General features: G+C 72.8%; 10 protein-coding genes. 6 read left to right on the top strand and 4 right to left on the bottom strand.

The annotated features are described in order from the left end of the window. Window positions 1-130: 130 nt before the first annotated feature. Window positions 131-2815 carry a phosphoenolpyruvate carboxylase gene (locus OHL10_RS09690; protein WP_425498989.1) on the top strand — a complete coding sequence of 895 codons (2685 nt, stop codon included), beginning with the start codon at window positions 131-133 and terminating at the stop codon, window positions 2813-2815. A gap of 347 nt (window positions 2816-3162) precedes the next feature. Continuing rightward, complete coding sequence (locus OHL10_RS09685; RefSeq protein ID WP_265522007.1) at window positions 3163-3534, top strand: STAS domain-containing protein; 372 nt, start codon at window positions 3163-3165, stop codon at window positions 3532-3534. A gap of 40 nt (window positions 3535-3574) precedes the next feature. Here the strand turns inward: OHL10_RS09685 and ppgK are convergent, their stop codons facing one another. After that, window positions 3575-4369: a polyphosphate--glucose phosphotransferase gene (gene ppgK / locus OHL10_RS09680; RefSeq protein ID WP_265522006.1), complete on the bottom strand. Its 795-nt coding sequence runs from the start codon at window positions 4367-4369 to the stop codon at window positions 3575-3577. Next, complete coding sequence (map, locus tag OHL10_RS09675) at window positions 4366-5262, bottom strand: type I methionyl aminopeptidase (protein ID WP_265522005.1); 897 nt, start codon at window positions 5260-5262, stop codon at window positions 4366-4368. Before map ends, ppgK begins: the two co-directional genes overlap by 4 nt. 58 nt (window positions 5263-5320) lie before the next feature. Between map and OHL10_RS09670 the strand changes: the two genes are divergently transcribed. Continuing rightward, window positions 5321-5539 carry an SPOR domain-containing protein gene (locus OHL10_RS09670; RefSeq protein ID WP_265522004.1) on the top strand — a complete coding sequence of 73 codons (219 nt, stop codon included), beginning with the start codon at window positions 5321-5323 and terminating at the stop codon, window positions 5537-5539. Further along, window positions 5536-6474 (top strand): N-acetylmuramoyl-L-alanine amidase, encoded by a 939-nt coding sequence (locus OHL10_RS09665; protein WP_265522003.1) that lies wholly within the window; start codon window positions 5536-5538, stop codon window positions 6472-6474. Before OHL10_RS09670 ends, OHL10_RS09665 begins: the two co-directional genes overlap by 4 nt. 11 nt (window positions 6475-6485) lie before the next feature. On the opposite strand, the gene panB is transcribed toward OHL10_RS09665, so the two are convergent. Together panB and OHL10_RS09655 are read right to left on the bottom strand one after the other, a co-directional pair. Beyond that, window positions 6486-7337 (bottom strand): 3-methyl-2-oxobutanoate hydroxymethyltransferase, encoded by an 852-nt coding sequence (gene panB / locus OHL10_RS09660; RefSeq protein WP_265522002.1) that lies wholly within the window; start codon window positions 7335-7337, stop codon window positions 6486-6488. A gap of 73 nt (window positions 7338-7410) precedes the next feature. Beyond that, the gene (locus OHL10_RS09655; RefSeq protein WP_265522001.1) at window positions 7411-9132 is read right to left on the bottom strand and encodes an NAD+ synthase; all 1722 of its coding nucleotides are present in this window, start codon (window positions 9130-9132) and stop codon (window positions 7411-7413) included. Window positions 9133-9217: 85 nt separating this feature from the next. Between OHL10_RS09655 and OHL10_RS09650 the strand changes: the two genes are divergently transcribed. Then, window positions 9218-10555, top strand: a complete 1338-nt coding sequence (locus tag OHL10_RS09650; RefSeq protein WP_265522000.1) for a glutamine synthetase family protein — start codon at window positions 9218-9220, stop codon at window positions 10553-10555. Between the two features lie 37 nt (window positions 10556-10592). Then, window positions 10593-13754, top strand: a complete 3162-nt coding sequence (locus OHL10_RS09645) for a bifunctional [glutamine synthetase] adenylyltransferase/[glutamine synthetase]-adenylyl-L-tyrosine phosphorylase (protein ID WP_265521999.1) — start codon at window positions 10593-10595, stop codon at window positions 13752-13754. Window positions 13755-13769 lie beyond the last annotated feature (15 nt).

The raw sequence follows: 13769 nt of genomic DNA, 5'->3' as shown, positions 1-13769 counted from the left end.
GACGAGCGGTGACCTGCGTCACCTTCGCCCGGCGCTTCTCCGCACCTCCCGCGAGGTGGCGCGCTCGTCGGGCCGGTCACCGGTCGGACACCCCTGCGGCGCCCCGGCAGGTTCCCCTACGCTCGTGCCCGTGAACGACAACCTCCCCCTCGAGTCGCCGAACGGTTCCGGGCGCGTCCTGGCCCGCCACGACGTCCCCGGACCGCTGCGCGACGACGTCCGCCTCCTCGGAGGCCTGCTCGGCACGGTCCTGCGGGAGACGGGCGGACCAGAGCTGCTGGCCGACGTCGAGCAGCTCCGTGAGCTCGTCATCCGCGCCTACGACGAGCCCGGCAGCGACGCACTGGCCACCGCCGAACAGCTCGTCGAGGGCCTGTCCCTCGAGCGGGCCGAGCAGGTCGCGCGCGCCTTCACCTGCTACTTCCACCTCGCGAACCTCGCCGAGGAGTACCACCGGGTACGCGTGCTGCGCGAGCGCGAGGCCGAGTTCGCCACGCGGGCGATCACGCCGGACGACTCGCTGCCCGAGGCGTTCGAGCAGCTCTCTGCCGAGGTCGGGCACGAGGAGGCGCTCCGCCGACTGCGTGCGCTCGAGTTCCGCCCCGTCCTCACGGCACACCCCACCGAGGCCCGGCGCCGCGCCGTCTCGGGAGCGGTGCGGCGCATCTCGAACCTGCTCGACGAGCGCGACGGACGCAGGCTCGGTGGCACCTCGCTCGCCGAGAACGACCGCCGGCTGATCGCCGAGATCGACACGATGTGGCGGACGGCCCCCGTCCGGGAGCAGAAGCCGTCGCCCCTGGACGAGGTGCGCACCGCGCTCGGGGTGTTCGACGCGACGCTCTTCGACGTCTTCCCCGCGGTGTACCGCCGGTTGGACGACTGGCTGCTCGGGGACCGGGCGGGCCGCGAGGAGCCCCTCGTGCGTCCGTTCGTCTCGCTGGGCACGTGGATCGGCGGGGACCGGGACGGCAACCCGAACGTCACGGCGGAGGTGACGCGGCAGGCCGCGGCGATCGCGTCCGAGCGGGCGCTCGCCGCGCTCGAGCACGAGACGCGCCGCATCGGTCGCCAGCTCACGCTCGACCAGGAGGGCACCCCCGCCTCCGACGGCCTGCGCGCCCTGTGGCAGCGTCAGCGTCAGCTCTCGGAAGCAGTGACGGTGGCGGCCGCGGCGGCGTCGCCGGGTGAGCCGCACCGCGCGGTGATGCTCGTCGTGGCCGAGCGGATCGCCGCCACGCGTGCCCGGGACGCGGACCTCGCCTACGTAGGCCCGGAGCAGCTCGAGGCGGACCTGCGGGTGGTGCAGGACTCCCTCCTCGCCGCCGGTGCGCAGCGTGCCGCCTACGGCGACGTCCAGCAGCTGGTGTGGCAGGTCGAGACCTTCGGGTTCCACCTGGCCGAGCTCGAGGTGCGCCAGCACTCGCAGGTGCACGCCGCGGCCCTCGCCGAGATCGCCGAGAAGGGCGTGCACGGCGAGCTCTCCGAGCGGACTCGAGAGGTGCTCGACACCTTCCGGGCGCTCGGCTCCGTGCAGCAGCGCTACGGGCACCGGGCCGCGCGCCGCTACATCGTCTCGTTCACCCAGAAGCCCGAGCACCTCGCGGCCGTGTACGAGCTCGCGGAGCTCGCGTTCGCCGAGCCGTCCGAGGCTCCCGTCATCGACGCGATCCCGCTGTTCGAGACCTTCGCGGACCTCGAGGCCAGCGTCGACATCCTCGAGTCCATGCTGACGCTTCCCCAGGTCCAGCACCGGCTCGCGCAGAACGGCCGCCGCGTCGAGGTGATGCTCGGCTACTCCGATTCGTCCAAGGACGTCGGCCCCGTCTCGGCGACACTCGCGCTGCACAGTGCCCAGAGCCGGATCGCCGCCTGGGCACAGCGCCACGACATCACGCTCACGCTCTTCCACGGCCGCGGCGGTGCCCTCGGCCGTGGTGGTGGCCCCGCGAACCGTGCCGTCCTGGCCCAGCCGCCGGGCTCGGTCGACGGCCGGTTCAAGCTCACCGAGCAGGGCGAGGTCATCCTCGCCCGCTACGGCGACCCGGAGATCGCCTCGCGACACATCGAGCAGGTCGCGGCGGCGACGCTGCTCGCGTCGGCGCCGACGACCGAGCGGCGCAACGCCGAGGCGACCGAGCGCTACCGTCGGCTCGCCGCGGAGCTCGACGAGACGTCGCGGCACCGGTTCCACGAGCTCGTGCGCGCCGACGGCTTCCCGCAGTGGTTCGCGCAGGTCACCCCTCTGGAGGAGGTCGGTCTGCTGCCGATCGGGTCCCGGCCGGCGCGCCGTGGGCTGAGCGTCGAGTCGCTCGAGGACCTCCGGGCGATCCCGTGGGTGTTCTCCTGGTCCCAGGCGCGCATCAACCTCGCGGGCTGGTACGGGCTGGGGACCGCGCTCTCGGCCTTCGGTGACCTCGAGGAGCTTCGTGAGGCGCACCGGGAGTGGCCACTCTTCGCGACGCTGATCGACAACGTCGAGATGTCCCTCGCGAAGACGGACGAGCGGATCGCCGAGCGGTACCTAGCCCTCGGCGAGCGGGACGACCTCGCCGAGCTCGTGCTGACGGAGCTGCGGCTGACGCGGGACTGGGTCCTCCGTATCACCGGCAACGCGTGGCCGCTCGCGAACCGCCGCGTGCTCGGCCGCGCCGTCCAGCTCCGTAGCCCGTACGTCGACGCGCTCTCGCTCCTCCAGGTCCGGGCGCTGCGGAGCCTGCGCGCCGGGGCCGAGGGGCAGCAGAAGGACGAGGTGCAGCACCTGCTGCTGCTCACGGTCAACGGTGTGGCCGCCGGACTGCAGAACACCGGGTGACGAGACCGGGGTCCCCACCCGTCCGTCCGGCGGGTCGGGACCCCGGTGGCGCTGGACAGGTGTCCAGATAGTGAGTGAATCTTCAACCTTCTACCGCCCTCGGAGCACTGTCAGGCGTTCGGGTAAAGGCTTGGCCTGAAAGACCCCACCTGGGCTTCTTCCTGGGGTACCCTGATGAGTGCTACCTCAGGACGTAGCGGGCCGCACTCTCGCACGACCGGGGAGTCCGGGTCGCCGGGGTAGCACTGGGGGCGGTACGTCTGAACGGGCGAGTCGTTCCCGCGGTGCCCATCGTCGCTGAGCCTGGTGGGTGCCGGAGTCGCACACGGATCGGGGCGGTGGCAGGCATGACGGGTGCTGAGACGGGCGGGATCACGCTGCTCGAGCAGTGTGACGCCAGTGTCGTGGACATGTGGGGCGAGATCGACGTCGCCCTGCGCAGCGAGGCGAGCGCAGCGCTCGCGAACGCGTTGGACCGAGACCTTCCGGTCGTGATCGACACGTCGAAGGTCACCTTCATGGACTCCACGGGAATCGCTTTCCTCGTGCAGTTCTACACGATCGGGACCGAGGAAGGCCTCGAGGTCGTCCTGCGCAACCCGCCGACGGTGGTGACCGACGTCCTCGAGATGCTCGGTGTGATCGGGATCTTCCCGCAGACCACCGGTGACGTGCCCGCGCGGTCCGCAGGCCAGCGCTCCCAGGCCCGGGCCGGCTGAGCGACGGCAGGGTCCACCGGGTCCGGCGAGCGCCGCCTCGTCAGGCGAGTTGCGACCCGCCCGCTGCATGAGCCGCCGCTCCGACGATCCCTGCGGCGTTCCGCAGCGTAGCGGGCACGACGGGCGCGCGGAGGTGCAGCAGCGGCAGGAACTTCTCGTGGTGCTTGCTCACGCCGCCCCCGATGACGATGAGGTCGGGGGAGAGCAGGTCCTCCACGACACCGAAGTACCGCTGCAGCCGGCCGGCCCACTCCTCCCAGGACAGGTCCTCACGGCTGCGCGCCGAGTCGGCGGCGCGGGTCTCGGCGTCGAACCCGTCGATCTCCAGGTGGCCGAGCTCCGTGTTGGGCACGATGGTCCCGTCGACGAGGAGGGCACTGCCGATGCCCGTGCCGAGCGTCGCGACGAGGACGACGCCCTGCGCGTCTCGTGCTGCTCCGTAGCGCACCTCGCCGACACCGGCGGCGTCGGCGTCGTTGATGCCCACGACACGCCTGCCCGTCTCCTGCGCCAGCAGCGCGGGGAGGTCAACACCGGTCCACGACTGGTCGAGGTTCGCGATGAAGCGGATGACACCGTGATGGATCGGGGCAGGGAACGCGACGCCGATCGGCACCTCGGTCGGGAGGTCGTAAGCGTCCACGAGCTCGTGCACGACCTCCGCGACGGCGCGCGGCGTCGACGGTTGCGGGGTCGCGATCCGATGCCGCTCCTGGGCGAACTCGCCCGTGGCGAGGTCGACCGGCGCACCCTTGATCCCGCTGCCGCCGATGTCGATCCCGAAGGCGAGGGGATGGTCAGGGGTGTTCGTGCGAGGGGACTTGTGAGAGTTCATGGCAGCGTCAGGATCTCCGCTCCGGACTCGGTGACGACGAGCGTGTGCTCGAACTGGGCCGTGCGGGAACCGTCCTCGGTGACGACCGTCCAGCCGTCGTCCCACGTCCGCCACCCGGCGCTGCCGAGCGTGAGCATGGGCTCGATGGTGAACACCATGCCGGGCTCGATGACGGTGGCGTGGTCCGGTGCCGCGTCGTAGTGGGGGATGACGAGGCCCGAGTGGAACGCTTCGCCGACCCCGTGGCCCGTGTACTCGCGCACGACCCCGTACCCGAAGCGGCGCGCGTACTTCTCGATGACCCGACCGATCACGTTCACTTCCCGGCCGGGAGCGACGGACCGGATCGCCCGGTCGAGGGACTCCCGGGTGCGCTCGATGAGGAGCGCGGTCTCCTCGTCGACCTCGCCGACGGCGAACGTCGCGTTGTTGTCGCCGTGCACGCCGTCGAGGTAGGCGGTGATGTCGACGTTGACGAGGTCTCCCTCGACGAGCTCGGTCGAGTCCGGGATGCCGTGACAGACGACCTCGTTGACCGAGGTGCACAGGGACTTCGGGAAGCCCCGGTACCCGAGGGTGGAGGGGTAGGCGCCGTGGTCGAGGAGGAACTCGTGCCCGATGCGGTCGAGCTCGTCGGTCGTCACCCCGACCGCGACATGACGCCCGACCTCGGCCAACGCCTGCGCGGCGATCCTGCCCGCGGTCCTGATGCGCTCGATGGTCTCGGCGTCCTTGACCTCGGAACCGGTGAACGGTGCGGGGGCCGGGCGGCCCACGTACTCGGGCCGGCGGATCGAGGCGGGGACCTGGCGCGGTGGTCCGACGACCCCCGGGACGAGCGGGCCGCGACGCGTCGCCGTGGCGGTGGGACGGGCGGTGTCCTGGACGGGCATGACCAGCAGTCTACGGGCGGGGGCTGCCACGGCGCCGCCGGTGAGGGAGGATCGAGGGATGAACTCCGCACACGACGTCGACCCGGACGAACCCGGGGAGCCCGAGGACTTCTACTACGACACCCGCACGGGGGAGGTGGCCAGGGGCCCCGTCGCCTCGTGGACGCACCGCATGGGCCCCTACCCCACGCGCGAGGCGGCGGAGAACGCCCTCGCCACCGCGCGGGAGCGCAGCGAGGCGTGGGACGAGGAAGACCGCCGCGAGCGCGAGGAGTGACGCACGCCGGTTCGGGTGACCGGCGCGGGCAGCGCGGGCGATGGGCCACCTGGGGTGCCGTCCTGCTCGCCGGGCTGCTCGTGGGTGTCGTGACGTTCCTCGTCGCGCTGGCAGTCGGCAGCTCCGGCGATCCCGCCGACGACCCGTCGGGCCGGGACGCCGTCGACACCGCCGAGACCTCCGAGAGCGTGCTCACCACGGTTCCTGACGAGGTCGTCGCACGGAGGGCGGCGACGTCGGACGTCGTGACCGACCGCTCCGAGCCGCCCCTCGCAGGGGTGCGCATCGCGCTCGACCCGGGCCACAACGGCGCGAACGGCCGCAACCCGGCGCTCGTCAACGCGCTGGTGCCGGACGGGCGCGGTGGCACCAAGGCGTGCAACACGGTGGGTGCGTCGACCGCCGCCGGCTACCCTGAGCACGCGTTCAACTGGGACGTGAGCGAGCGCGCGGCCGCGGGCCTGGAGGCGCTCGGCGCGGACGTCGTGCGGACGCGGGCCGACGACACGGGGGTCGGCCCGTGCGTGGACGAGCGGGGGACGGTCGGCCAGGACCACGACGCGGACCTCGTGGTGTCGGTGCACGCGAACGGCAGCACCGACACCTCGCTGCGAGGGTTCTTCGTCGTCGTGGCCGACCCGCCGGGCGACCCGCAGCACGAGGCGGAGAGCCTGCGCCTGGCCGAGGACCTCGTCGAGGCGCTCGCGGACGCCGGGTTCCCGCCGAGCCCGGTGTTCGCCGCCGCGCTGTCCTCCCGTGGAGACCTCGCGACACTCAACCACGCCCGTCGTCCCGCGGTCCTCGTCGAGCTCGGCGAGATGCGCAACGCGGAGGAGGCCGCCGTGATGGAGTCCACCGCCGGGCGCCAGCGCTACGCGGACGCGATCGTCGCCGGCGTGGTGCGCTGGGCCACGGGGGCGCCGGTCACGCCGTAGCTGCTCCGCCGCTACTGGGCGAAGCTGTGGTCGTCGTCCGGGAAGGAGCCGTCGCGCACCTCGGCGGCGTAGTCGGCCACCGCCTGACCGAGCGCCGTCCCGATCTCGGCGAACCGCTTCGCGAACCGGGGTGACCACTCGGTCATGCCGGCGAGATCCGTCCACACGAGGACCTGCCCGTCGCACTGCACCCCGGCGCCGATGCCGATCGTCGGGATGCGCAGGATCTCGGTCACGCGGGCCGCGACCTCGACCGGCACCATCTCGAGGACGAGCGCCACGGCGCCCGCCTCGGCCACCGCGACGGCGTCCTCGGAGAGCACCTCAGCGGCGTCGTCGCCACGACCCTGGACGCGCGGGCCGCCGAGCAGGTTCTCGGACTGCGGGGTGAAGCCCAGGTGCCCGACGACGGGGATCCCGGCATCCGTGAGGGCCCGGATCTGCGCGGCGACCCGCTTGCCGCCCTCGATCTTCACGGCGTGCGCGCCGGTCTCCTTGAGGATCCGGACGCCGGTCGCGAGCGCCTGCTCCGGCCCGGCCTCGTACGAGCCGAACGGCAGGTCGACGACGACGAGGGCGCGCCGGGTCGCGCGGGCGACGCCCCGCGCCGCCGGGATCATGTCGTCGACCGTCACGGGGAGAGTGGTCGCGTGGCCGTGCATCGTGTTCCCGATCGAGTCGCCGACCAGCAGCATGTCGATGCCGGCGCCGTCGAAGATGCGCGCTGTCACGGCGTCGTAGGCGGTGAGCATGGTGAGCTTCTCGCCGCGCGCCTTCGCCTCGGCCAGGTGGTGCACGCGCACACGCCGGGGAGCGGGCGAGCCGCCGGTGGAGGAGGTGTGCGCTGGCAGGTGTGCGGACATGGTCTTCGTTCTCCAATGAACTCGCGTCGTGGTCGCTCGGTGGTCGGGTGCGGGGAGGGCGCGAGGCCCCCGGTCAGTCGAGAGGTTCGCGCCAGCGGGACGTGATCGGCAGGCGCCGGTCGCGCCCGAACGCGAGCGCGGTGACCTTCGGGCCGAGCGGGTACTGGCGGCGCTTCCACTCCGCGCGGTCGACGAGGCTGACGACCTTGTCGACGACGCCGGGGTCGAATCCTCGCGCGAGCAGCTCGGCGCGGCCCTCGGCGTGCTCGATGTAGGCGTCGAGGACCTCGTCGAGCAGGTCGTACGGGGGCAGTGAGTCCTGGTCCACCTGGCCCGGGCGGAGCTCGGCCGAGGGGGGCTTGGTGATCGAGCTCTCCGGGATCGGGGGGATCCGGTCGGGGCCGAAGATGCCGTCGAGCGCGGCGTTGTTGCGCCAGCGGGCCAGCGCCCACACCCGGGACTTGTCGACGTCCTTGAGCGGCGCGTACCCGCCGACGGCGTCGCCGTAGATCGTCGAGTAGCCCACGGCGAGCTCGGACTTGTTGCCCGTGGCGAGCACCAGGTGTCCCTCGGCGTTGGACAGCGCCATGAGGATCATGCCGCGCACGCGCGCCTGGAGGTTCTCCGCCGCCACGCCCTCGAGCGCCATCTGGCTCTCGAACGCGTCGACCATCGGCCCGATGGGCTGGACCCGGTAGTCGGCGCCGATCCGCTCGGCGACGTCGGCCGCGTCGTCCTTCGAGTGCTCCGAGGAGTAGCGCGAGGGCATGGAGACCCCGACGACGTTGCGTCCGCCGACCGCGTCGGCGGACATCGCCGCCACGAGGGCGGAGTCGATGCCGCCGGAGAGGCCGAGGACGACGCTGCGGAAGCCGTTCTTGCGGACATAGCTCTCGAGACCGGCGACGCAGGCGCGGTAGACCTCCTCGTCCGAGTCCTGCAGCGGCGCGAGGGCGCGTCCGGCGCCCGGCACGGGAACAGGTCCGGTCTCCGCGAGGTCCCACACGAGCAGGTGCTCGGCGAACTGGGGCGAGCGGGCGACCACGGTGCCGGTCGCGTCCGTGACGAACGACCCGCCGTCGAACACGAGGTCGTCCTGGCCGCCCGTGAGGTTCACGTACGCGAGCGGCGCCCCGGTCTCGCGGGCGCGCCGCGCGGCGAGGTCCGTGCGCACGTGTCCCTTGCCCTCCTCGAAGGGCGAGCCGTTGAGCACGAGCAGGAGGTCGACGTCCTCGGCCGCCATCTGCGCGACCGGGCCGCCGTCCTGCCAGATGTCCTCGCAGATCACGACGCCCACGCGCCGGCCCTCGACGTCGACCACGCACGGGCTCGTGCCGGGGGCGAAGATGCGGAACTCGTCGAAGACGCCGTAGTTGGGCAGGTGGTGCTTGTCGTAGGAGGCGACGACGGAGCCGCCGGAGATCACCACCGCGCGGTTGGTCGGCAGGTCGCCCGGGGACCCTGAGGCCTCCCGCTCGGCCGCGCCCGCACCTCGCGGCCTGGTCGCGGCGTCGGCCGTGCCGACTGTCCCCAGCACCACCGTCACGTGCCCCAGGCCCTCGGACTCGAGCTGCGCGGCGACGTCTGCGGCCGCCGCCCAGGCCGCTCGCCGGAACGACGCCCGCAGCGCCAGGTCCTCGATCGGGTACCCGGTGAGCGTCATCTCCGGGAAGGCCACGAGACTCGCGCCCGCCGCGGCCGCGTCGCGTGTCCAGGCGAGGACGGTGGCCGCGTTACCCTCGAGGTCTCCGACGCACGTGTCGACCTGTGCCAGCGCGATGCGCAGTTCAGCCATGGCCGCAAGCCTAAGCGACACGCCTCGGTGGACCGCATCGCGGTCCTGTCACCCGAAGGAAACAGACATCAGGCAGGATGTACGCATGGACAGGCAGCAGGAGTTCGTGCTTCGCACGGTCGAGGAGCGCGACATCCGCTTCATCCGGCTCTGGTTCACCGACGTGCTCGGCATGCTGAAGTCGGTCGCGGTCGCGCCCGCAGAGCTGGAGTCGGCGTTCTCCGAGGGCATCGGCTTCGACGGGAGCTCGATCGAGGGGCTGACGCGGGTCTACGAGGCGGACATGATCGCGCGCCCCGACCCGACGACGTTCCAGGTCCTGCCGTGGCGCGGTGAGCGGCACGGGACGGCACGGATGTTCTGCGACATCCTCACGCCCGACGGCGAGCCCTCCCACGCGGACTCGCGCAACGTGCTCAAGCGCACGCTCGCGCGGGCCAGCGACAAGGGCTTCACCTTCTACACGCACCCCGAGGTCGAGTTCTACCTGTTCAACCAGCCGGCCGACGCCGAGTCGCCCCTCGTGCCGGTCGACCAGGGTGGGTACTTCGACCACCTCGCGCGCGGCAGCACGCACGACTTCCGCCGGGCCGCCATCACGATGCTCGAGTCGATGGGGATCTCGGTGGAGTTCTCCCACCACGAGGCCGGACCGGGCCAGAACGAGATCGACCTGCGCTACGCCGACGCGCTGACCACGGCCGACAACCTCATGACGTTCCGCACGGTCGTCAAGGAGGTCGCGCTCGAGCAGGGGGTGTTCGCCTCCTTCATGCCCAAGCCGATGGCCGACCAGCCGGGTTCCGGCATGCACACGCACCTGTCGCTCTTCGAGGACGACCGCAACGCGTTCCACGAGCCGGGCGCGCAGTTCGAGCTGTCCAAGACGGCGCGCCAGTTCATCGCGGGCCTGCTCGTGCACGCCGCGGAGATCACGGCCATCACCAACCAGTACGTGAACTCGTACAAGCGGTTGTGGGGCGGCGCCGAGGCACCGAGCTACATCTCGTGGGGTCACAACAACCGTTCCGCGCTCGTGCGCGTGCCGATGTACAAGCCGGGCAAGGGCAACTCGAGCCGCGTGGAGTACCGCGCGCTCGACTCGGCCGCGAACCCGTACCTGGCGTACGCCGTGCTCCTCGCCGCAGGCCTCAAGGGCATCGAGGAGGGCTACGAGCTCCCCGAGGCGACCGAGGACGACGTCTGGGAGCTCACGGACGCCGAGCGCCGCGCGCTCGGCATCAAGCCGCTCCCGCAGTCCCTCGACGCCGCGATCCAGATCATGGAGCACTCCGAGCTCGTCGCCGAGACCCTCGGTGAGCACGTGTTCGACTTCGTCCTGCGCAACAAGCGCCTGGAGTGGGACGCCTACCGCGCCCAGGTGACACCGTTCGAGCTGAAGAGGTTCCTGCAGGTCCTGTGAGCTCGCCCGAGCCACGCGGTACCCGCACCCACCCACCATGACGCACAGCACCGAGCCGACCGGACGCTCCACGCGCTCCGGGTCCGGAACAGCCCGCCCGTCCACCGCCGCCGGTCGGCTCGCCCGCCACGGCTTCGCCGACCTCACCCGGTCGGCGTCGCTGCTGGAGGACGAGGACCTCCTGCGCACCGTCGGGAGCGTCGACGACGAGCTCGTCGACGCGATCGGCGGGACCGCCGATCCCGACCTCGCGCTGCTGCAGCTCGTCCGCCTCGCGGAGGCCACCGCGGCCGAGTCCTCGCTCCGTGACCTGCTCGCCGGCGTCCTGCACGCCCCGGCACCGCGGGCCGAACGGCGGGCGGGACGGCTCGAGCGCACCGGCGAGTCGGCAACGATGCCCACGTCGCGGGACCGCCTGCTCGCGGTGCTGGGAGCGACGGTCGCGCTCGGCGACGAGGTGGTCCGTCGGCCCGCGCTGCTCCAGATCCTCTCCGACCCCACCCCGGGAACGGGCGTCGACGCGTCCGAGGTGCGCGCCGAGATGCTCGGCGCGGTCGGCGCCGACCCGCACGCGCCGGTCCCCGTCGCGCACGAGGCGGGCCCGGAGACCGTCGACGCGCTGCGCCGCGCGTACCGCGACAGGCTCCTGCGCATCGCCGCGACCGACCTCACCGTGGCGGACCCGCTCACCCGGATGCCCGCCGTCGGAGCGGCGCTGGCCGACCTCGCCGCAGCGGCGCTCGAGGGGGCGCTCGCCGTGGCGCGCGCCGAGGCCGAGGACCACGGGGAGGGTGTCCGTCTGGCCGTCCTCGGCATGGGCAAGTGCGGTGGTCGAGAGCTCAACTACGTCTCCGACGTCGACGTGATCTACGTCGTCGAGCCCGTCGAGGGCTACAGCGAGGGGTACGCCACGACGGTCGGCGCCAAGCTGGCGAGCTCGCTCGCCCGCGTGTGCTCGGGGACGTCGGGGGAGCCGGCCCTGTGGCCCGTGGACGCCGCGCTGCGGCCCGAGGGCAAGCAGGGCCCGCTCGTGCGAACCCTCGAGAGCCACGTCAGCTACTACGAGCGCTGGGCCAAGACGTGGGAGTTCCAAGCGCTGCTCAAGGCGCGGACGGTCGCGGGCGACCGCGCGCTCGGCCGGGCGTACGAGGAGGCGATGTCGCCGTTCGTGTGGTCGGCGGTCGGTCGGGAGAACTTCGTCGAGGACTCCCAGGCGATGCGTCGGCGCGTCGAGGACCACGTCCCGGCCGCGGAGGCCGACCGTCAGCTCAAGCTCGGCAAGGGCGGGCTGCGCGACGTCGAGTTCACCGTCCAGCTCCTGCAGCTCGTGCACGGGCGCGGCGACGACACCATCCACAGCCCGAGCACGCTCACGGCTCTCACCGCACTCGCCGCGGGCGGCTACGTCGGCCGCGAGCACGCCGCCAGGCTCGCCGTCTGCTACCGGTTCCTGCGGGCGCTCGAGCACCGGATCCAGCTCTTCCGGCTGCGGCGCACGCACCTGCTGCCGACCGCCCAGGAGGACCTGCGCCGTCTCGCCCGGTCCCTCGGCATGCGGGCCGAGGGTGCCGAGGGCCTCGTCGACCGGTGGAAGGCGACCCGCCGCGAGGTGCGTGCCCTGCACGAGGAGCTCTTCTACCGCCCCCTGCTGCCCGCCACGGCCCAGCTCTCCCAGGAGGAGGTCAGCCTCGCCCCGGAGGCCGCCAAGGCGCGCTTCGCGGCGATCGGCTACCGCGACCCGGCGGGCGCGATGCGCCACGTGGTCGCCCTCACCGAGGGCGTCAGCCGGCGTGCGGCCATCCAGCGCCAGCTCCTGCCCGTGATGCTCGGCTGGTTCGCCGACGGCGCCGACCCCGACGCCGGGCTCCTCGCGTTCCGCACCCTGTCCGAGAAGCTCGGCGCGACCCACTGGTACCTCAAGCTCCTGCGGGACTCCGGGACGGCCGCTCATCGGCTCGCGCAGCTGCTCGCGAACTCCCGGTACCTCGCCGAGGCGCTCGCGCGCTCCCCGGAGTCGGTGAAGTGGCTCGCCGAGGAGCCGGACCTCATGCCGCGCGGCGCCGAGCGCCTCGGCGCCGAGGCGGGCGCGATCCTCACCCGCGCCGAGACCACGGAGCCGGCGACCGTCAGCCTGCGCGCTGTGCGTCGGCGCGAGCTCGCCCGGACCGCCGCCGCGGAACAGCTCGACGTCATCGACTCGGTGCAGGCCGCGCGCAGCATCTCCGACGCGGCCGACGTCGTGCTCGTCGGTGGTCTGCGCATCGCCGAGTTCTCCGCCAAGGAAGCGGCAGGTCTCGACCCGACGGTGCCCGGCCCGGCGAAGATGCTCGTCGTCGCGATGGGACGGCTCGGCGGCCGGGAGATGGGGTACGGGTCCGACGCGGACGTGCTCTTCGTCCACGAGGCGGCCGACGGGGCGAGCGAGAGCGACGCCAAGACCTACGCCCTGGCGGTCGCGACGCGCCTGCGCTCGCTGCTCAGCGCCGTCGGGCCGGAGCCGGCGCTGGCCGTCGACGCCGACCTGCGGCCGGAGGGTCGCAGCGGTCCGCTCGTGCGCTCCCTGGGCTCCTACGCCGAGTACTACCAGCGCTGGTCGAGCCCCTGGGAGAGCCAGGCACTCCTGCGCGCGCGACCTGTCGCAGGCGACCTGACGGGCCTGGGGGAGCGCTTCACGGCGCTGATCGACCCGTTGCGGTACCCGGAAGGCGGGCTCGACGCCGCGACGCTGCGCGAGGTCCGGCGCATCAAGGCCCGCGTCGAGTCCGAGCGGCTCCCGCGCGGCGTCGACCCGTCGCGCCACCTCAAGCTCGGTCGGGGCGGAGTCACCGACGTCGAGTGGACCGTCCAGCTGCTCCAGCTCCAGCACGCCCACGAGGTCCCGGGCCTGCGCACCACCTCGACGATCGACGCGCTCGAGGCAGCGTCGGCAGCGGGGCTCGTGGAGCCCGACGACGCGGCGATCCTCGGCGAGGCCTGGCACCTCGCGTCCCGGTTGCGCAGCGCGCTCGTGCTGTGGTCGGGGCGCACGGGCGGCGCCGGGAGCGACGTGCTCCCGCACGACCGGCTGGCCCTGGCCAGCCTCGCCCGGGTCCTGGACGACGACGAGGCCACCTCCGGTGCCGAGCTCGAGGAGTGGTATCTGCGCACGGCCCGCCGCGCCCGCGTCGTCTTCGAACGCCTCTTCTACGGCGAGGAGTAGGACGTCGAACGGCGG

The sequence above is a fragment of the Oerskovia flava genome (assembly GCF_026163685.1).
Classification (GTDB): domain Bacteria; phylum Actinomycetota; class Actinomycetes; order Actinomycetales; family Cellulomonadaceae; genus Oerskovia_A; species Oerskovia_A flava.
The sequence above is the reverse complement of the archived record's forward strand: the minus strand, read 5'-3'. Positions and strand labels throughout refer to the sequence as shown.

Coding starts and splice junctions, on each gene's coding strand:
- OHL10_RS09645 (WP_265521999.1), top strand. CDS start 10,593: ATGACGCACAGCACCGAGCCGACCGGACGCTCCACGCGCTCCGGGTCC.
- OHL10_RS09650 (WP_265522000.1), top strand. CDS start 9,218: ATGGACAGGCAGCAGGAGTTCGTGCTTCGCACGGTCGAGGAGCGCGAC.
- map (WP_265522005.1), bottom strand. CDS start 5,262: ATGCCCGTCCAGGACACCGCCCGTCCCACCGCCACGGCGACGCGTCGC.
- OHL10_RS09670 (WP_265522004.1), top strand. CDS start 5,321: ATGAACTCCGCACACGACGTCGACCCGGACGAACCCGGGGAGCCCGAG.
- ppgK (WP_265522006.1), bottom strand. CDS start 4,369: ATGAACTCTCACAAGTCCCCTCGCACGAACACCCCTGACCATCCCCTC.
- panB (WP_265522002.1), bottom strand. CDS start 7,337: ATGTCCGCACACCTGCCAGCGCACACCTCCTCCACCGGCGGCTCGCCC.
- OHL10_RS09655 (WP_265522001.1), bottom strand. CDS start 9,132: ATGGCTGAACTGCGCATCGCGCTGGCACAGGTCGACACGTGCGTCGGA.
- OHL10_RS09685 (WP_265522007.1), top strand. CDS start 3,163: ATGACGGGTGCTGAGACGGGCGGGATCACGCTGCTCGAGCAGTGTGAC.